The organism is Phenylobacterium sp. (assembly GCF_030693805.1).
Lineage (GTDB): Bacteria > Pseudomonadota > Alphaproteobacteria > Caulobacterales > Caulobacteraceae > Phenylobacterium.
In genome coordinates, this window is the sequence record NZ_JAUXZW010000088.1 from 1 (window position 1) to 17,241 (window position 17,241).

Genomic DNA, 17,241 nt, shown 5'->3' on the forward strand with positions numbered 1-17,241 from the left:
TGGTCTTCGGATCACCGATACCTGCGCGCGCGGCGCCGTCCAAGCGGCGCAGTCGGATCTAGTTGGGCTCGGTCTCGGCGCGCTCGGCGTAAACCTGCGCCAGATCCGCCTGCGCGGTCTGTTTGGAGGCCGCCATGCCCGCGGCGACCAGTTCGCCTTCGATGTCGTAGACACGCCACATCCAGGCCGTTCCATCTTCGCGCAAGGAGTAGGCAAGAACGGCGGCGGCGTTAGGCATGTGGGCGCGTCCCAATTCGGGCAGAAGCCCTTGCGCCTGCAAGCGCCGCGCCGGGGAACACAGGCGCCGATGCGGCCATTACCCCATCCTCTGAGCGCGCCGCCAAGATGAACGGCGGCCGACTTCGGGCCTCCGACAGCGTTCAGGGGCAAGGGTCTCCAATGGCCCCATCAGAGCGGCGAACGCCGCCGAACCCAAGAGGTGCAGTATGAAACGCTTCATGATCTCCGTCGCCGCCGCTTCGCTGCTCGCCGCGACCATCCCCGCCGTGGCCAGCGCCGCGCCGTGGCAGACCATCAACCAGCGCCAGGCCAACCTCGAACGCCGCATCGACCAAGGCGTGCGCAAGGGCGACCTGACGCGTCCCGAAGCCCAGCGACTGCGCGGCCAGTTCAACCAACTCGCCCAGCTTGAGCGTCAGTACCGTCGTTCGGGCGGCGGCCTGGACATGCGCGAGCGCCGTGACCTCGACAGGCGGTTCGACCGCCTGAGCCAGCAGGTGTTCGCCGAACGCCACGACCGTCAGGACCACCGCGGCCACTACTAGGCCCGGACGAATGGGGGCGGCCTTTGCGGGCCGCCCCGCGTCGGCGTCCATGATCGCGATGAACGAAGCGTAGCCTTAGCCGTTGTGAGGTCGGAGGCCGTTTCATGAACGGTGACAAACGCTTCGCAAAATTTGCTTTAGCGCCGCGCGCGCCACCGAATCGTCGGTGGCGTTCATCCTGTGCGTGGTCTTGGGGTGGCCTGTCGGCGAACGCAGCCGCTGCCGGCGACGCCGGACGACGACGGCGCGCGCCCGGACGATCCGACGGTCATCGCCGGCCAAGCGCCTAGCCCGCACGTCTGAGGCTCCAGGGGGCGGACAGCGCCCGCCCCCTTTGGCGGCTTAGTTGTTCGCCGCCGCCTCGTTCAGATCGTGGGTGATGCTGCGGCTGGCGATGAAGAAGTGCACCGCCGCCCAGACGTAACCGATCATGCCGGCGGCGAGGGTCCAGCGCGTGCCTTCAGCGGTGGCGGTATGGCAGGCCGTGGCGATGTTCTCCGCGGCCGCCTTGACGCCGGCGTTGCCGCACAGGGCCACATACTCGCCAAGGCCATAGCCGGCGAACAGGTGCTTGGTCACCGCGTCGATCATCACCCCGTAGAACAGGGGTCCGAAGCCCAGGCCGATGAGGTTGATGAAGAAGAAGATCACCGCCGCCGCCGAGGCCCGCATGCGCGCCGGCATCAGGTTCTGCGTCAAGCCGTAGAACGGCACGGTGGTGAGGCTGACCAGCGTGCCGGAGACCAACATGATCCCCACCTGCATCCGCCAGTCGGTCTGCATGTAGCCCAGCAGGTAGATCGGGGCCGCGCAGGCCAGGGCCAGCGCCGGCAGCCCGGCGTACCAGCGCTTGCTCCAGCGGGCGAGGAAGTCGGTGATGAACCCGCCCAGGAAGGTGCCCATCAGCGCGGCGACGCCGCTCAGCATGCCCAGCACCAGGCCCACGGTCGTGTAGTCGATGGCGAAACGGCGCACATAGTAGGCGCCGAGGAACGCGCCGCCGCCGGATCCGGCGAAGGTGGCGACCACCGTGCCGATGCAGAAGTGACGGAAGGTCTTGGTCGAGAACTGCTTCTTGACCACTTCTTTCAGCGGCGGGGTCGGCGCGGCTGCCGCCCCGGCCAGGCGACTTGCGTCCCAGTTGCCGCGCGGCGGCTCCTTGACCGTGAAGCGGAGCAGCGGAGCCAAAAGGAAGCCGGGCAGGCTTGCGACCACGAAGGCGGTGCGCCAGCCATAGTTCTGCGCCAGCCATCCGCCCGCCACCGAACCGATCAGCGCCCCGATCGGCACGCCGATCGAAAACAACGCAATCGCCGAGGTGCGCTTGGACGCCGGGTAATAGTCCGAGATCAGCGAGTGGGCAGGCGCTGCAAGACCGGACTCGCCGATGCCGACGCCAAAGCGGTAGATCATGAGCTGCGTGAAATTGGCCGCAGTTCCGCACAGCGCGGTCATCGCCGACCACACGAGCGCGCAAGCCGTGATCACATTGACGCGGCCGATCCGCTCCGAGGCGCGCGCCAAGGGATAGCCGAAGAGTGCGTAGAACGTGGCGAAGGCGAGACCCGTCAACAAGCCCAGTTGGGTGTCGCTGATGTTGAGTTCGACCTTGATCGGCTGGGCGAGGATGCCAAGAATCGAGCGATCGGCGTAATTGTTGGCGTAGATCGCCGCGAGGAGGAACAGCGTCCAGCCCGTCCTATGCTTGCTGAACACGGTGGGCGCCACGACAGAGCCCACCGGGATATCCGACGAACTCGCGATTTGACCGCCGCTGTTGTCGGCGCCGCCTGTTGTGCCGCTCATAGACCTCCCCCTTATTTTTGTTGTCACGTTCTCTAGCCGAGCCGCTTGCCCCGGTCCATTGCCGCTGCAAGCGGCCGGCCGCAAGGCGCCGCCAGCCGTTTCGCGCCCCAACCACGGCAAGATGATGGAACGAAGAGTTTCGCGCAGGCCGCGCTTGAATTAAGACGCTGGATGGCCGCGCCCCACCGGCGTCCGAAACGGCGCGCCGGGTCGGACGCCAGACCGCGCCACTGCATTAATGACCTCATTCGGCTTACGGGGCGGTGAGGATTTCAAGAGGTTCCGACGGGCAGGCGTCGGAAGGTCGGACTGAATGGCAACTGGCACTGTAAAATTCTTCAATGGTGAAAAAGGCTTCGGCTTCATCGCTCCCGAGGGCGGCGGAACCGACATCTTCGTGCATATCTCCGCGGTGCAGCGCGCTGGCCTCGACGGTCTGAGCGAAGGCGACCAAGTCAGCTTCGAGGTCGAGCAGGATCGAAGGTCCGGCAAATCGGCGGCGAGCGAATTGCGCCTGCTGGCCGGCGGCGGCGGCGGCGGCCGGTCGAGCCCCCGCTCCGAGGGTCGATCCGATCGCTTCGGCGGTGGTGGCGGCGGGTACGGCGACCGCGGCGGTGGCGGATATGGCGACCGTGGCGGCGGCGGGTACGGTGATCGCGGCGGCGGGGGTTACGGTGGCGGCGAGCCTCGGCGCGACTCCGCGCCCAGCGGCGGCCCGGGCTCCGGCGTCGTCAAATGGTTCAACCAGACCAAAGGCTTCGGCTTCATCCGTCCTAACGACGGCGGCGCCGACATCTTCGTGCACATCTCAGCCGTCGAGCAGGCGGGCCTGCACGGGCTCGATGAAGGTCAGCCGGTGGACTACGAACTCGAGACCGACCGTCGTAGCGGCAAGACCTCCGCGGTTCGGCTGCGCGTCGGACACTAGGCTCAACGGGCTGCGCGTGCGGCGGCAGGCTGGCCGCGCGCGCAGCACGATGGCGACCAACCGCCGGTAACGCGGCAAGGATCCCTGATGCCGGACGCAGCGACCGGAGCCACTGGCCTTGCGCAGGATCTGCGCTTGGCCTGCGCCCCCAATTTCCGTGACCTCGCCGCACAGGTGCACGACCTGCCCATGCGACACGGGATGGTCTACCGCTCGGACATGGTCTTCGCGCCCAGCGAGGACGAGGCCGAATGCCTGCACGCGCTGGGCGTTCGCGTAGTCTTCGACCTGCGCAGCGCCGCGGAAGGCGCCGCCTCGCCGAACGCCTTCTGGCGCGAACGCGGCGTCGAGGTGCTGGACTTCGACATCGGCTCGGATGTACGCGCCAAGGGCTCTGTCTGGGACGTGCTCAAGGACGACGCCAGCGCGGCCGCCATCCACGCCCTGCTCAGCCGCATCTACCGCTCGATCCCTTCGGCCAGCGCGCCGGCGCTGCGCAGCCTGTTCGAACGCATCGCTGCAGGCGATGCGCCGGTGATGATCCACTGTTCGGCCGGCAAGGACCGCACCGGATTCGTCAGCGCCATGCTGTTGTCGGCGCTGGGCGCCTCGCGCGAGACCATCGAAGCCGATTACCTGGCCAGCGGCGGACGCACGACGCCGGAGCAGCTCGCCCATGCGCACGCGGTGCTGAGCGAGGTCGCCGGCGGTCCGCTCGAAGACAGCGCCTCGGCCCTGTTGACCGGGGTGCACCTGGACTTCCTGGACAACGCCTTCGGATGGATCGAGCGGAAGTTCGGGACCACTCAGGCCTTCCTCGAGCACGCTGCAGGCCTGGACGAGGAGCGTCGCCGGCAGGTCCGCAGCCGTCTGCTCGAGACCTGACCTAGCCGGCTGAAGCCTGAGTAGGCGCGTGGACGAAGCGCCCGGCGAGTGCGCCATCGCGCAGGAAAACCCGCACTTCGGCGCTGCGGCCTTCCTGAGCAGCGCTTTCGGCCAATGCACGGGCTTGCGCCTCGGCGCGACCGCCCTGCTTGAAGAACAGCTCGCGCGCCAAGGATTCGGAACGGACCGCCCAGCCATCGGACGCGGGCGTGACGGAAAACAGCAGAGCCATGGAATGCTCCTATAGGAACTGGGACTTTCAGACGGCCCGGGGTTGGGCCGAGGGCGGCGCTCTATGACGCCGCGCTTGCGGCGTCAGCGGCGCATTCGGTGGAGCGGCCAGCGACATCGACGCATCGGGATTCCTTCAATCCTATGGGATTGCGAGAGGCCACCCTGCCCGCGACCCGCCGCGCGCGCCAACCAGAACTCCTGATGACGTCGATAGTTTCGGGCGACCGCCGAGTCGCATGAGCCGCGTGGTCGAGGCCGACCAGCCGGCCCGTTACGTCCGCCGGACATTCGGCCTCAGAACCAACTTCCTCGACACCGAAAAGGTCTATGGACGCGGCGCGGCGGCGGCGGCGCCGGACGCGGCCCTCGCCATCGGCTGCTGGCCGCGAAATAGGCTGGTGCGCTCAGGAACGATCGCTGGCGCGCGCGGTTGATGGAAGGCACGAGGTCTTCCTTCAACCGCCATGTCAAAACACCTGCCTAGCTACCTGCAGCGCGCGCTGCTCTACCTTTGCGCTGGCCTCGGTTGGGGGTTCGCCATCTATCTGGCGGTCAAGCCGGACATGAGCCCGCGCTGACCACTGTCAGGAACGGGTCTTGCCCTCACCGGTCTCGCGGCGCGCGCGCTCTAGTTCTTCTGCTTCCGGCCCATCGAGCGCTTCTTCAGCTTCTCGGGCCTTCTCGCCAACCGGCCCTGTCTTGGCGAACTCGTGCTGTTCGCGCTGGAATTCGCGGCTGGCGTCGTAGTTGCCCTCGCCTTGAACCTGATCCTTGTCGGCCATGGTCGTGCCTCCTGCTGTTCGCAGAAGACAACTCGACCCCGCCCGGCTTGTTCCGCCCGTCTGGTTCCATCAGGCGGCGGTCTCGACCTTGGCGCTCATCGCCACGGTCCCATCTTCGCCGGCGGCCCAAAGGTCGGCGCCCGCCTCGGTCCGCTTGAGATTCAGCGAAAACGCACGGCCGTCGAACGTCGGTCGCTGGGCTCGGAAGCTGAAGCCGACGACCTGCGCGTTCGGCCTGTCGCGCAGTTGCAGGTCCATCAGCAGCGTGGCGATCAGCGGCCCGTGCACCACCAGCCCCGGATAGCCCTCTTCGTGTATCGCGTAGTCCCGGTCGTAGTGGATGCGGTGGGCGTTGAATGTCAGGGCCGAGTAGCGAAACAGCTGCACCGCATCGCAGGTCACGGAGCGCGAAACGTCCGGAACCGGCTCGGCCGCGACGCGGACGGGCGGTGCGGTGGGGGCGGCCGGCGCAGTGGGCTCGCGATAGACCAAGTCCTGCTCCTCCACCACGCACGCGGTTTCGCCGGCGAACACCTCGTGGCGCACGGTGACGAACACGAGTTCGCCGGACGTGCCGCTCTTGGCCGCCACCTGGGCGATGGTCGATCGGCGGCGCAGCGGACCTTCCGCCGGCAGCGGCGCCGCGAAGGTTTGCCGTCCGCCGGCCCACATGCGCCGCGGCAGGGGAACAGGCGGCAGGAACCCTCCACGCTTGGGATGGCCGTCGACGTCCATCTGGGCCTGCCGCGCGCTGGGCAGGAAATACAGCCAGTGGCCCAGTGGCGGCGTCTCGCCGGCGCGCCACGGCGGGGCCTGATGGTCCAGAACGGCGGCCAGCCGATCGGCGGCGCTGAGGGTGGCGACGTCCAGCGCCTCTTCCTGGCGTCCCACCCAGATATCGAATTCGCCCACGGTCGTCATTCTCCGACGTTTTGCTGCGAGAACAGCAGCATGCAGCCCTAACCTCCGCCGATCTTGGGAATCAGATAGACCTCGCTGTCAGGCTTCAGGGGCGCGCCGTAGGCGTTTCGATAGATCTCGCCATCGATGGCGATGGCCATCTTCCGCTCGATGAAATCTCCGAGGCCGGGGAACCGGTCCTCCAGCTCCAGGATCATCCGCCGCACCGTGTCGGCCGCGACGTCGAACTCGGCCGTCCCGCCGGTGAAGTCCAGGCAGTCGGAGCAGGCGACCACATGGGCCATCGCCCTACCCCTTCTGCAAGGCGGCCCGGATCTTCGGCGGCGACAGCGGCAGGTCGTCCAGCCGCACGCCGGTCGCCGCACGCACCGCGTTGGCCACGGCGGCCAGCGGCGGCACGATCGGCACCTCGCCGACGCCTTTGGCCCCGAACGGGTGGCGCGGGTTCGGCACCTCGACAAGCACCGCATCGATCATCGGCAGGTCAGAGGCCACCGGCACGCGGTAGTCGAGGAAGCCGGCGTTCTCCATTCCTCCGTCGGCGTCGAACACATATTCCTCGTTCAGCGCCCAGCCGACGCCCTGCGCCACGCCCCCCTGCACCTGGCCTTCCACATAGGCGGGGTGGATGGCGCGCCCGACATCCTGGGCGGCGGTGTAGCGCAGCACGGTGACCTGCCCGGTCTCCGGGTCGACCTCGACGTCGCAGATATGGGCGCCGAAGCCTGGCCCGGCGCCCTGAGCGTTCAGCGACACCTCCGCCGAGATCGGCCCTCCCGTACGGCCCGACTGGGCGGCCAGTGTGTCCAGGTCGAGGCGGCGCGCCCCGCCCTTGGGGTCCAGCGGTCCTATCGCTGCGCCGGCTTCCCAGGCGACGGTCTCCACCGGCACGTCCCAGATCAGCGCCGCGCGGCGCTTCAGTTCCTCGATCACCTTTTCGGCGGCCTGCACCACCGCCATGCCGGTGGCGAAGGTCGTGCGGCTGCCCCCGGTCAGGCCGGTGAAGCCGATGGAGGCGGTGTCGGCGACGATCGGGCGGACCCGCTCGACCGGCAGTCCCAACACCTCGGCCGCCATCATCGCCATGGACGCGCGTGAGCCGCCGATGTCCGGGCTGCCGGTGGCGACCACCGCGCCGCCGTCCTCGGAGAGGTGCACGGCGGCGGACGATTCCCCGCCGACGTTGAACCAGAAGCCCACCGCGACGCCGCGTCCCTGGTTCGGGCCCAGGGGGGCGCTGTAGTGCGGATGGCTCTCGATCGCGTCGAGGGTCTCCATGAAGCCGATGTTCTCGAACGTCGGGCCGTAGGCGGCCTTCATCCCGTCGCGCACGCCGTTCAGGCGGCGGATGGCGATCGGATCGAGGCCCAGCGTCTGGGCGAGTTCCTCTATGGCGCTCTCCACCGCGAACGCGGCGATCGGCGCGCCAGGCGCGCGATAGGCGGCGACTTTCGGACTGTTGGTCACCACGTCCCAGCCGACGACGCGGAAATCGGCGACGTCGTAGCAGGCGATCGCGGTCATCGAGGCCGCGCCCGCCGGAGAGCCCGGGAAGGCGCCGGCCTGGAACTTCAGTTCGACATCGGCCGCGGTGATGCGGCCCTCGCGGGTCGCGCCCAGCCGCACGTGCATCACTGAGCCTGAGGTCGGCCCCGTGGCGGTGAACACCTCCTCGCGGGTCATCACCATCTTCACCGGCGCGCCGGATTGACGCGACAGCGCCAGCGCCAGCGGCTCCAGATAGACCGTGGTCTTGCCGCCGAACCCGCCGCCGATCTCGGCCGGCGTCACGCGGATGTCGGAGATCTCGATCCCCAGCACCTTGGCGCAGTAGGTGCGGACCATGAACTGGCCCTGGCTGGAGCTCCACACCTGGCACTGGCCGTCGGCGGCCATCTCGGCGACGCAGGCATGCGGCTCGATATAGCCCTGGTGGACGGCCTGGGTGGTGTAGCGACGATCGATCACCACTTCGGCGGCCGCCAGGGCGGCGTCCACGTCGCCGCGCACGAACAGATGACGCTTGGCGATGTTCGACGGACTGGCCGGCCGCGGGCTGACGCCTTCGGTGAACAGGTGGGCGTGCAGCAGCGGCGCGTCGGGCGCCATCGCCGCCTCGACGTCGATGACGTGCGGCAGGGTCTCGTAGGTCACCTCGATCAGGGCGACGGCCGCCTCGGCGATCGAGGGGCTGACGGCGGCCACGGCGGCGACGGGGTGACCCTGATAAAGCACCTTGTCGCGGGCCATGACGTTCATCGCCAGGTCGCGCAGGTTCGAGGCGCTCTCGCCCGCTTCGTATTCCTCCGACGCCAGGTCCGGGAAATCGGCGGCGGTGACGATCGCCTTCACGCCGGCCAGCGCGCGCGCCTTGCGGGTGTCGATGGATACGATCCTGGCATGGGCGTGCGGACTGCGCTTGACCCGCCCGGTCAGCATGCCGGGCGCGCGGAAATCGGCGCCGTAGGCCGCGCGACCGGTGACCTTGTCGACGCCGTCCGGACGAACCGGTCGGGTGCCGATGACCTTCAGCGCGGCCGTGTTGGGCCGGTTTTTCGTCGGTGCGTCGCTCATGCCGCCCTCACCTGTCTCAGCTCGGCCGCCGCGTCCATGACGGCGCGGATGACCTTGTCATAGCCCGTGCAGCGACAGAGATTGCCCGCCAGCCAATAGCGGGTCTCGGTCTCGGTCGGGTCGGGGTTGGCGTCCAGCAGCGCCTTGGCCGCGATCAGCAGGCCGGGCGTGCAGAAACCGCACTGCAGGGCGGCGTGGTCGAGGAACTTCTGCTGCAGCGGGTGCAGCTCACCGCCCTGGGCCATGCCTTCAATGGTCTCGATGCGACGGCCTTGCGCCTCGGCGGCCAGGATCAGGCACGAGCAGGTCAACCGCCCGTCGAGGATGACGCTGCAGGCTCCGCAGTCGCCGGAGCCGCAGCCTTCCTTGGAGCCGGTCAGCGCCAGCTCGTCGCGCAGCGCGTCCAGCAATGTGACGCCGGCCTCGGTCAGGAACTCGACCGGGTCGCCGTTCACCGTCGCGCTGATGTGGATCTTGCTCATGTCCGTTCGCTCGCTCTGCGATAGGCGATGGCCGCAGTCCGGCGTGCGAGCACGCCGGCGATGCGGGTTCGGTATTCGGCGGTGCCGCGCTTGTCGCTGATCGGCCGGCAGGCGGCTTCGGCGGCCTGGGCCAAAGCGTCCAGCACCGCGTCGTCGAGCTTCGTGCCGACCAGGGCCGCGCCAGCCGCCTCAACCAGCAGCACTGTCGGCGCGACGGCGCCCAACGCCACGTGCGCCTCGGTGCAGACTCCGGCCGCGTCCAGCGTCAGGCTGACCCCGGCGCCGACAACAGCGATGTCCATCTCGGTGCGTGGGATCTGCCGCAGGTAGGCGTCGCGCGCGCGCGCGCCGCGCGGCGGCAGGCGGATCTCCAGAACGAATTCATCGGACGCGAGGACGGTCGCTCCGGGCGCGGTGACCACCGCCTCGACCGGCAGCTCGCGACGTCCCTGCCCGCCGACCACCACGCAGATCGCCCGCGCAGCCACCAGGGCCGGAACGCTGTCGGCGGCGGGCGAGGCGTTGCACAGGTTGCCGCCGATCGAGGCGCGGCCCTGCACCTGGGTCGATCCGATCAGTTGCACGGCCTCGACGACGCCGGGCCAAGCCTGCGTCAGCGCGGCGTGCTCGCCGAGCTCAGCGCCGGATGTGCTGGCCCCGATGATAAAACCGCCGTTCTCCTGGCGCACGCCGATCAGGCCGGGGATGCGCTTAAGGTCGACGATCCGCTGCGGCTTGACCCGTCCGGCGCGCATCTGCACCAGCAGGTCGGTGCCGCCCGCCAGCACCTTGGCGCCGCCCCCGGCCAAGGCTTCGATCGCCCCGGCCACGCTCGCCGGCGCGACATAGTCGAGATCCGCCATGCTTCCTCCTGACGCCGTGACGAGCCGTCAGGCGCTGACAAGCGCTTCGGTCTCCGGTGGCGGCTTAGGCGGTCATGGTTGCACCGGGGAGGCGTGTGATCAATGCCCGGGGCAGCGAAGCCCTCAGGCTGCGGAGGCGCGTGCCTGGGAGATCGCCTCCAGCACTTCCAGATAGGATTCGGCATGGGCGCGCAAATGCGGCCCCGCCTGCAGCGCGTTGGCCAGGAACGTTGAAGGTGACCGGGTCTGGCAACGACATCGCCGACCAGTCGGCCTCGACCGTCGTCGTGGCGAAGGAGATCAAGATGGAGGGCAGTCCGAACCTGGTGATCAATTGCAACTATTCGGTGGGCGGCGTGCCGGTCCCCACCGGCATCGGCCCGACAACTCAGGGATCGCGCCTGACCAACTAGCCCAACGGGAGCGAGGGCTCAGATCATGCCCGACACCGTCCCAATGCAGCTTTGCACCGATCAAGATCATCAGCACATGGAACCGCTGCGCCGACGCCGCCCGGCGTCAGCGAGGCCCAGCCGAGTCACCGCCGGAACGGCGACCAAGGAAAAAAAATCACTTCGGAATGCATGGGGCGAGCTACGACAGAGCCGAACTTGGTCGGATAGCGCGCTGCGAAGCGCGAGCTGGCCGGGGCTATTGAGGGCTCGCGAGCCCCGGCCAGCGGATCTGTCCCAGACTGGAGAGACATGGTCAGATCTGAAACGCCTGACGCAGGAAGCGGGCCAACAACGCCGCCGCACCGCGCGGCGCGGAAAAAGGGGAGATACGCATGAGTGGGAACGGCCGATCTGTCGAAGGCTCAATAGCCCTGGTGACCGGCGCTGCGAGCGGCATGGGAGCGGCGACCGCCAGGATCTTCGGTGAGCTGGGCGCGCGCGTCGCCGTCACCGACCGCGCCCAGGACGCCGCCGAGACCGTGGCCGCCGAAATCCGCACCGCCGGCGGCGACGCCCGCGCCTGGGCTCTCGACGTCGGCGACCCCGCCGCCATCGTGCGCGTCGTCAACGACGTGGCCGCCCACTTCGGCGGCCTCGACATCCTGGTCAACAACGCCGGCATCGCCGGCTTCCTCGCCATCGACAACGACGGCTACGAAGACCTGTGGGACCGCCTGCTGGCGATCAACCTCACCGCCCACCAGCGGACCGTCCGCGCCGCCCTCCCCCACCTGCGCAAGTCCGACGCCCCGCGGATCGTCAACATCGCCTCCACCGAGGCGCTGGGCGCAACGGCGATGGACAGCGCCTACGCGGCATCCAAGGCCGGCGTCACCGGCCTCACCCGCGCCCTTTCCGTGGAGCTCGGCAAGGAGGGGATCACCGTCAACTGCATCTGCCCGGGCCCGATCGAGACGCCGATGACCGCGTTCGCGCCGGCGGAGGACAAGTTGACCTACGCGCGCCGTCGCACGTCGCTGCGGCGCTACGGCCTGCCGGAAGAGGTCGGCCACATGACCGTCAGCCTCTGTCTGCCGGCCGCTTCCTACATCACCGGCGCGGTGATCCCGGTGGACGGCGGCCTCATGGCCCGCAACGCCTGAGGCCGACGATGAACGAGCAGATCTGCGGCCAGATCGGCGTCTATGTCACCCGCGTCGAGACGCCCGGCGTTCTGCTAAGCCCACAGCGCGTCTAGTCTGCGGTGGCGACCACGCCGTCGCCGATCAGCCGCTCGACCTCGTCGTCCGCATAGCCGGCCTCGGCCAGGATAGAGCGGGTGTGTTGTCCCAATGCGGGCGCAGGGCCAGCCGGGTCGATCGGCGTCTCCGACCAGCTTCCCGGTTGCGGCATGGTGCGCATCCGGCCTGCGAGCGGATGGTCGATGGTCTGGAAGAAGCCGACGTCCTTAAGGTGGGGATCGTCTCCGATCGACTCCAGCGTGTGCAGCGGCATCGCCGGGATGTCCGCCTCCTCCAGGATCCTCAGCCACTCCGCGGTGCTCCGCTCGACCAGGATCTCGGCGACCAGGCCGTACAGGGCGTCGATGTTGGCTGCACGGCGCCCGATGTTGGAGAACCGCTCGTCGCGCGTCATCAGGTCGCCATGGCCGGTGGCCGCAAAGAACCGCGTCCATTGAGCGTCGTTGTAGGGCAGCACGCCGATGTAGCCGTCGCGGGTGGCGAACGGCTTGCGGTTTGGCGACAGCAGCCGCGGGTAACCGTAGGGCCCGGTCGGCGGGTCGTAGCTCTGCCCGCCCAGATGCTCGCCCATCACGAACTGGACCATGGTCTCGAACATCGGCAGCTCGACCTCCTGGCCGACGCCGGTGCGCTGGGCGTTCAGCAGTCCGGCCAGCAGCATGTTGGTCCCCTGCAGGCCGACGATGCGGTCGGCCAGCGCCAGCGGCACGTAACGCGGCTCGCCGCCCAGGGCGCGCTGCACCAGCATCGGGATACCCGAGGCCGCCTGCACCAGGTCGTCATAGGCAGGTTTGGCCGCATAGCGTCCGCCGCGGCCGTATCCGACGAGCGACACGTAGACGAGCTTGGGGTTGCGCGCCTTGAAGGCTGCATAGTCGAGGCCCAGTCGGCCCAGCGCGGCCGGACGGATGTTCGACAGCATCGCGTCGCAGGTCTCGGCCAGGCGCAACACGATCTCACGCCCTTCGGGGCGCTTCAGGTCCACCGCCAGGCTCTTCTTCCAGCGACTGATGTGGATGAAGTTGGGCCCGATCCCTGGGCTCGGTGCATTGCCGACATGACGTGCGTCGTCGCCGCCCAGCGACTCGATCTTGATCACCTCCGCGCCCAGGTCGGCCACCACCTGAGTGGCCAACGGCCCCATCAGGATGGTGCTGATGTCGATAATTCTGACGCCGGCGAGTGGTCCGCCCATGTCTTTTCACCGTCTCGCTGATAGTAATGGAGCGATCGTATTGCATGGCGCGCGGGCCAATCGCGAGCCCCACGCACGGAGTATAAACATGACGTCGGGTAAATGGGACGAAGACGAAAGCGTGGTGATGTTCGCCGAGTCCGTGGGCAAATTCCTCGACCGCGAAGCCTCGCCTGAGACCTACGCCAAGTGGCGTGAGGACGGCGTGGTCGACCGCGCGTTCTGGACCAAGGCGGCCGAGGCCGGCCTGCTGGGTCTGTCCATCGATCCGGAATACGGCGGCCATGGCGGCGACTTCCGCCACGAGGCGACGCTGATCCGTCAACTGTTCCTGCGCGGTCTCAACGCCTTCGGCGCCCCGCTGCACAACGCCATCGTCGCCCCCTACATCCAGATGTACGGCACCGAGGATCAAAAGCGTCGCTGGCTGCCGAAGATGGTGACCGGCGAGCTGATCTCCGCCATCGCCATGAGCGAGCCGGGCGCCGGGTCCGACCTGCAGGGCGTGCGAACCCGCGCCGTCCGCGACGGCGACAGCTATGTGATCAACGGCCAGAAAACCTTCATCACTAACGGCCAGACCGCCAACCTGATCGCCGTGATCTGCAAGACCGATCCGGAGGCAGGCTCACGCGGAGTGTCGATCGTCTTCGTAGAGACTGACGGCTGCCCCGGCTTCCAGCGCGGCCGCAACCTCGACAAGCTGGGTCTCGAAGCCGCAGACACCTCCGAACTGTTCTTCGAGGACGTCCGCGTCCCGGTGGAGAACCTGCTCGGCGGGACCGAAGGCCAGGGCTTCTATCAGCTGATGCAGAAGCTGCCGCAGGAACGGCTGATGATCGCCGTCCAGGCGCTCGGCGCCATCGACCGCGCGATGGCCTTGACCATCGACTACGTGAAAGAGCGCAACGCCTTTGGCAAAAAGCTGATCGACTTCCAGAACACGCAGTTCAAGCTGGCGGAGTGCAAGACCGAGGCGGCGGTGGCCAAGGCGTTCGTCGACGACTGCATCGAGACCCACCTGCGCGAGGGCCTGGACGCGACAAGAGCCTCCATGGCCAAGCTGTGGCTGTCGGAGTGCGAAGCGCGTGTCGTCGACGAGTGCCTGCAGCTCTTCGGCGGCTACGGCTATATGGCCGAGTACCCGATCGCCCAGATGTACCGCGACGCCCGCGTGCAACGCATCTACGGCGGCACCAGCGAGATCATGAAGGTGCTGATCTCGCGGAGCCTTTAGGGCATCCCCCACCTCCGTTCATCCCGGCGAAAGCCGGGACCCAAGCTGAATCACGGTTTGCGCGTCGACAGCCCGTTTGGGTCCCGACTTTCGTCGGGATGAGCGGGTGGGGCGTGAGTGGGCCTTACGCCAACCGCACATACTCATAGTCGACGGCCTGGCCGTTGATCCCGCGGTCCGGCGGCGCGATCCAGCCGGCCATCTTGCCTGGCTGAGTGACCGGCTGCATGAGGCTGTGGACGAAGGCGCGGTCGGCCTCGGTGGGCAACCAGTCGCCCTTGCGCTGGTCGAACGCCTCGCGGCTGATCGGCGCGCCGTCGACGTCGGTGGCGCTCCCCGCCCAGACGCCGATCTCGCGCCGGAAGCGCATGCTGGGCAGGCGCACACGGAAGCTGTAGCCCGCCGCCTCGATCTGCAGATTCCAGCGGTCCATGAATAGCTGGCACTCCGCGGCGTAGGCGCGACGCGTGGTCTCGTTCATGGCGTTGCGCAGCGGGATGTCCTCGCGCTTCACCCCGCCCTTCCCGTCCGGCGTCTCCAGCTCGAAGCTCTGGCCCAGCGCCAGGTGGTCCTCGAACTGCGCCTCGTCGGGCCGGCCCTTGATGCCGCTGGCGAAGTAGAGCGCGGCGTTGGACGACGACTCCGATCCGAACAGGTCCAGCGCCGAGGAGAACCAGAAGTTGACGTACTTCTGCAGCGTCGGCAGGTCGATCGCGCCGGCCGCGCGCACCGCCAGCGGGTCTTCCGATCCCAGCTCGCGCATCACCTGCAGGGTGCGGGCTATCACCCGCGCACGGCCCGTGTGACCGATGAACATGTGGTGGGCTTCTACGGTCAGCATGAACCGACAGGTGCGCGCCAGCGGATCGAAGGCCGATTCCGCCAGCGACTTGAGCTGATACTTGCCGTCGCGGTCGGTGAAGAAGGTGAACATGAAATAGCTGAGCCAGTCCGAGATCGGCTCGTTGAAGGTGCCCAGGATCCGCGGCTTGTCGGTGTCGCCCGAGTGGCGGGTCAGCAGCTCCTCGGCCTCCTCGCGCCCGTCTCGGCCGAAGTAGGCGTGCAGCAGATAGACCATCGCCCACAGGTGGCGGCCCTCCTCCACATTCACCTGGAACAAGCCGCGCAGGTCGTAGAGCGACGGCGCGGTGTGGCCGAGCAGCCGTTGCTGTTCCACCGACGCCGGCTCGGTGTCGCCCTGCGTGACGATCAACCGACGCAGGGTCGAGCGATGCTCACCCGGCACCTGGGTCCACACCGGCTTTCCGAACTCGTCGCCGAAGCCGACGCGTCGGTCCTGCTCCTGCTCGGCCAGGAAGATCCCCCAGCGGTATTCCGGCATCTTCACCTTGCCGAACGAGGCCCAGCCGCGGGCGTCCACGGAGACCGCGGTGCGCAGGTAGATGTCCGCCGACTGGAAATCAGTGGGCCCCATGTCGCGCCACCAGTTGAGGAATTCGGGCCGCCACTGCTCCAGCGCACGCTGCAGGGTGCGGTTGGAGCCCAGGTCGACGTTGTTGGGGATCTGTTCCTGATAGTCGATCGACATCACACTCGCTCCCGGTCGAACAGCGGCTTGGCGCCGGTTCCGAACAGTTTCAACGCCCCGCGCTCGCCTGTCGCATTGGGCCGATAGAACACCCAGTTCTGCCAGGCCGACAGGCGGGCGAACACCTTGGTCTCCAGGGTCTCGGCGCCGGGGAAGCGAAGGTTCGCCTCCAGACCCGTGAGCACGTCCGGCGAGAGACTGGTCCGCTCCTCGAACGCCAGCCGGATCTCATCGTCCCAGTCGAGCTCGTCCGGCGTGAACGTCACCAGGCCATGCTCGGAAGCCTCGGCGGCGTCGAGGGCCTGGCCGGCCAGGCCGCGCAGGCCCTCCAGCACTGTCTCGTCGTCGTTAAACCGCGTGGCCAGCCGCGAACGTCCGTTGACCATCGGCAACAGGCCGAAATTGGTCGCATCCAGCAGCAGCTTCGGCGCGATCTCCGGATTGTCCAGCGCCTCGAGCATGTAGCTGCGGTCCGCCGCCAGCGCGATCTCCAGCAGCACGCCGGCAAAGCAGGAGCCAGGGTCGATCACAGCGTAGAGGCTGCGCGAGGTGACATCCAGCCGCGCCAGGGTCCTGCGCAACAGGCCCGCGGTCTCGCGCACCAGCCAGTCGTCGCCCAGACGCACCAGCGCATCGCCCGCCGCCAGCACGCCCGCCGCCTCGCCCTTCGTGCGCAGCGCGATCAGGCCCAACGCGGCCTCGTTGGTCCGCAGCATCAGGATGGCGTCGTCCAGTTCGCGCGCCATGCGCAGCGGCCACCAGGCGTCGCCCGCGGCGTGGATCGCGGTCACGTCGCTCGGCTGTGGACCGTCCGGCGCATGCACGGTCAAGGTCGCCACCTCGGACGCGCGATCGATGCGCACCTCCACGTGGTCGTATCGCCAACCATCGGCTTCCATCTGGCGGTTCAGCGGGCGCAGGCTGATCCCCTCGCCCGAAGTCGTCCGTTTCGATTGCGCCGTCAGCGCCTCGGCCCGCTCGCGCACCAGGCCCGGGAAGGCGTTCGGCGAGGCGATCTCGTCGACCAATCCCCAGGCTTGGGCGCGCGGCGCACGGACCCCGTCGGCGCTGGTGCAGAACACGTCGGCGAGGTCGCGTCGAACGCCGCGCTTGTCCACCACCCGGCTCAGGCCGCCAGTGCCCGGCAGCACGCCCAGCAGCGGCGCCTCGGGCAGGCTGACCACCGTCGAGCGGTCGTCGACCATGACGATCTCGTCGCAGGCCAGCGCCAGTTCGTAGCCGCCGCCGGCGGTCGTTCCGTTCAGGGCGGCGATGAACTTCAGCCCGTCATGGCGGCTGGAGTCTTCCATGCCGTTGCGGGTCTCGTTGGTGAACTTGCAGAA

The 17,241-nt window shown here is 68.3% G+C and carries 18 protein-coding genes and 2 pseudogenes; 8 read left to right on the top strand and 12 right to left on the bottom strand.

Annotated features, from left to right (window positions below; translation table 11 throughout):
- Positions 1-58: 58 nt before the first annotated feature.
- Complete coding sequence (locus tag Q8M88_RS03990; RefSeq protein WP_305594955.1) at positions 59-280, bottom strand: hypothetical protein; 222 nt, start codon at positions 278-280, stop codon at positions 59-61.
- A gap of 166 nt (positions 281-446) precedes the next feature.
- Here Q8M88_RS03990 and Q8M88_RS03995 point away from each other — a divergent pair, with 166 nt between their 5' ends.
- Positions 447-785: a hypothetical protein gene (locus Q8M88_RS03995; protein WP_305594956.1), complete on the top strand. Its 339-nt coding sequence runs from the start codon at positions 447-449 to the stop codon at positions 783-785.
- 342 nt (positions 786-1,127) lie between these two features.
- On the opposite strand, the gene Q8M88_RS04000 is transcribed toward Q8M88_RS03995, so the two are convergent.
- Positions 1,128-2,591 (bottom strand): MFS transporter, encoded by a 1,464-nt coding sequence (locus Q8M88_RS04000; protein ID WP_305594957.1) that lies wholly within the window; start codon positions 2,589-2,591, stop codon positions 1,128-1,130.
- A gap of 313 nt (positions 2,592-2,904) precedes the next feature.
- Between Q8M88_RS04000 and Q8M88_RS04005 the strand changes: the two are divergent.
- The 3 genes and pseudogenes from Q8M88_RS04005 to Q8M88_RS04015 form a co-directional block, all read left to right on the top strand.
- Positions 2,905-3,105: pseudogene (locus tag Q8M88_RS04005) on the top strand (cold-shock protein); the annotation flags it as partial.
- 207 nt (positions 3,106-3,312) lie between these two features.
- Positions 3,313-3,519: pseudogene (locus Q8M88_RS04010) on the top strand (cold-shock protein); the annotation flags it as partial.
- A gap of 87 nt (positions 3,520-3,606) precedes the next feature.
- Positions 3,607-4,404 carry a tyrosine-protein phosphatase gene (locus tag Q8M88_RS04015; RefSeq protein ID WP_305594958.1) on the top strand — a complete coding sequence of 266 codons (798 nt, stop codon included), beginning with the start codon at positions 3,607-3,609 and terminating at the stop codon, positions 4,402-4,404.
- Between the two features lies 1 nt (position 4,405).
- On the opposite strand, the gene Q8M88_RS04020 is transcribed toward Q8M88_RS04015, so the two are convergent.
- Positions 4,406-4,636, bottom strand: a complete 231-nt coding sequence (locus tag Q8M88_RS04020; RefSeq protein WP_305594959.1) for a hypothetical protein — start codon at positions 4,634-4,636, stop codon at positions 4,406-4,408.
- A gap of 238 nt (positions 4,637-4,874) precedes the next feature.
- On the opposite strand from Q8M88_RS04020, the gene Q8M88_RS04025 reads away from it, so the two are divergent.
- Entirely contained in the window at positions 4,875-5,072 is a 198-nt protein-coding gene (locus Q8M88_RS04025) for a hypothetical protein (RefSeq protein ID WP_305594960.1), read from the top strand.
- A gap of 150 nt (positions 5,073-5,222) precedes the next feature.
- Here Q8M88_RS04025 and Q8M88_RS04030 read toward each other — a convergent pair whose 3' ends face one another.
- The 6 genes from Q8M88_RS04030 to Q8M88_RS04055 all read right to left on the bottom strand — a co-directional run bounded on the left by Q8M88_RS04030 (position 5,223) and on the right by Q8M88_RS04055 (position 10,260).
- Positions 5,223-5,420 carry a hypothetical protein gene (locus Q8M88_RS04030; RefSeq protein ID WP_305594961.1) on the bottom strand — a complete coding sequence of 66 codons (198 nt, stop codon included), beginning with the start codon at positions 5,418-5,420 and terminating at the stop codon, positions 5,223-5,225.
- Between the two features lie 69 nt (positions 5,421-5,489).
- Positions 5,490-6,332: a hypothetical protein gene (locus Q8M88_RS04035; RefSeq protein WP_305594962.1), complete on the bottom strand. Its 843-nt coding sequence runs from the start codon at positions 6,330-6,332 to the stop codon at positions 5,490-5,492.
- A 47-nt stretch (positions 6,333-6,379) separates the two neighbouring features.
- On the bottom strand, positions 6,380-6,625 hold the full coding sequence (locus Q8M88_RS04040) for a MoaD/ThiS family protein (RefSeq protein ID WP_305594963.1): 246 nt from the start codon (positions 6,623-6,625) through the stop codon (positions 6,380-6,382).
- 4 nt (positions 6,626-6,629) lie between these two features.
- Positions 6,630-8,915: a xanthine dehydrogenase family protein molybdopterin-binding subunit gene (locus tag Q8M88_RS04045; RefSeq protein ID WP_305594964.1), complete on the bottom strand. Its 2,286-nt coding sequence runs from the start codon at positions 8,913-8,915 to the stop codon at positions 6,630-6,632.
- Positions 8,912-9,397: a (2Fe-2S)-binding protein gene (locus tag Q8M88_RS04050; protein ID WP_305594965.1), complete on the bottom strand. Its 486-nt coding sequence runs from the start codon at positions 9,395-9,397 to the stop codon at positions 8,912-8,914. Before Q8M88_RS04050 ends, Q8M88_RS04045 begins: the two co-directional genes overlap by 4 nt.
- Positions 9,394-10,260, bottom strand: coding sequence for a xanthine dehydrogenase family protein subunit M (locus Q8M88_RS04055; RefSeq protein WP_305594966.1), 867 nt, complete (start codon positions 10,258-10,260; stop codon positions 9,394-9,396). The genes Q8M88_RS04050 and Q8M88_RS04055 overlap by 4 nt, the downstream gene beginning before the upstream one ends.
- A 236-nt stretch (positions 10,261-10,496) precedes the next feature.
- Here Q8M88_RS04055 and Q8M88_RS04060 point away from each other — a divergent pair, with 236 nt between their 5' ends.
- Entirely contained in the window at positions 10,497-10,673 is a 177-nt protein-coding gene (locus Q8M88_RS04060; protein ID WP_305594967.1) for a hypothetical protein, read from the top strand.
- A gap of 374 nt (positions 10,674-11,047) precedes the next feature.
- Positions 11,048-11,818: an SDR family NAD(P)-dependent oxidoreductase gene (locus Q8M88_RS04065; protein ID WP_305594968.1), complete on the top strand. Its 771-nt coding sequence runs from the start codon at positions 11,048-11,050 to the stop codon at positions 11,816-11,818.
- Between the two features lie 91 nt (positions 11,819-11,909).
- Here the strand turns inward: Q8M88_RS04065 and Q8M88_RS04070 are convergent, their stop codons facing one another.
- Positions 11,910-13,112, bottom strand: coding sequence for a CaiB/BaiF CoA-transferase family protein (locus Q8M88_RS04070; RefSeq protein WP_305594969.1), 1,203 nt, complete (start codon positions 13,110-13,112; stop codon positions 11,910-11,912).
- Between the two features lie 88 nt (positions 13,113-13,200).
- Between Q8M88_RS04070 and Q8M88_RS04075 the strand changes: the two genes are divergently transcribed.
- Positions 13,201-14,349 carry an acyl-CoA dehydrogenase family protein gene (locus tag Q8M88_RS04075; protein WP_305594970.1) on the top strand — a complete coding sequence of 383 codons (1,149 nt, stop codon included), beginning with the start codon at positions 13,201-13,203 and terminating at the stop codon, positions 14,347-14,349.
- Between the two features lie 124 nt (positions 14,350-14,473).
- On the opposite strand, the gene boxB is transcribed toward Q8M88_RS04075, so the two are convergent.
- Complete coding sequence (gene boxB, locus Q8M88_RS04080; protein ID WP_305594971.1) at positions 14,474-15,898, bottom strand: benzoyl-CoA 2,3-epoxidase subunit BoxB; 1,425 nt, start codon at positions 15,896-15,898, stop codon at positions 14,474-14,476.
- The coding region (locus Q8M88_RS04085; RefSeq protein WP_305594972.1) for an enoyl-CoA hydratase/isomerase family protein at positions 15,898-17,241 on the bottom strand (1,344 nt) is incomplete at its 5' end. The genes boxB and Q8M88_RS04085, both read right to left, overlap by 1 nt.

What these genes read in the sequence shown, in the direction of transcription:
- Q8M88_RS03995 (WP_305594956.1), top strand. Translation starts at nt 447, where the DNA reads ATGAAACGCTTCATGATCTCCGTCGCCGCCGCTTCGCTGCTCGCCGCG.
- Q8M88_RS04000 (WP_305594957.1), bottom strand. Translation starts at nt 2,591, where the DNA reads ATGAGCGGCACAACAGGCGGCGCCGACAACAGCGGCGGTCAAATCGCG.
- Q8M88_RS04015 (WP_305594958.1), top strand. Translation starts at nt 3,607, where the DNA reads ATGCCGGACGCAGCGACCGGAGCCACTGGCCTTGCGCAGGATCTGCGC.
- Q8M88_RS04020 (WP_305594959.1), bottom strand. Translation starts at nt 4,636, where the DNA reads ATGGCTCTGCTGTTTTCCGTCACGCCCGCGTCCGATGGCTGGGCGGTC.
- Q8M88_RS04025 (WP_305594960.1), top strand. Translation starts at nt 4,875, where the DNA reads ATGAGCCGCGTGGTCGAGGCCGACCAGCCGGCCCGTTACGTCCGCCGG.
- Q8M88_RS04030 (WP_305594961.1), bottom strand. Translation starts at nt 5,420, where the DNA reads ATGGCCGACAAGGATCAGGTTCAAGGCGAGGGCAACTACGACGCCAGC.
- Q8M88_RS04040 (WP_305594963.1), bottom strand. Translation starts at nt 6,625, where the DNA reads ATGGCCCATGTGGTCGCCTGCTCCGACTGCCTGGACTTCACCGGCGGG.
- Q8M88_RS04045 (WP_305594964.1), bottom strand. Translation starts at nt 8,915, where the DNA reads ATGAGCGACGCACCGACGAAAAACCGGCCCAACACGGCCGCGCTGAAG.
- Q8M88_RS04050 (WP_305594965.1), bottom strand. Translation starts at nt 9,397, where the DNA reads ATGAGCAAGATCCACATCAGCGCGACGGTGAACGGCGACCCGGTCGAG.
- Q8M88_RS04055 (WP_305594966.1), bottom strand. Translation starts at nt 10,260, where the DNA reads ATGGCGGATCTCGACTATGTCGCGCCGGCGAGCGTGGCCGGGGCGATC.
- Q8M88_RS04065 (WP_305594968.1), top strand. Translation starts at nt 11,048, where the DNA reads ATGAGTGGGAACGGCCGATCTGTCGAAGGCTCAATAGCCCTGGTGACC.
- Q8M88_RS04070 (WP_305594969.1), bottom strand. Translation starts at nt 13,112, where the DNA reads ATGGGCGGACCACTCGCCGGCGTCAGAATTATCGACATCAGCACCATC.
- Q8M88_RS04075 (WP_305594970.1), top strand. Translation starts at nt 13,201, where the DNA reads ATGACGTCGGGTAAATGGGACGAAGACGAAAGCGTGGTGATGTTCGCC.
- boxB (WP_305594971.1), bottom strand. Translation starts at nt 15,898, where the DNA reads ATGTCGATCGACTATCAGGAACAGATCCCCAACAACGTCGACCTGGGC.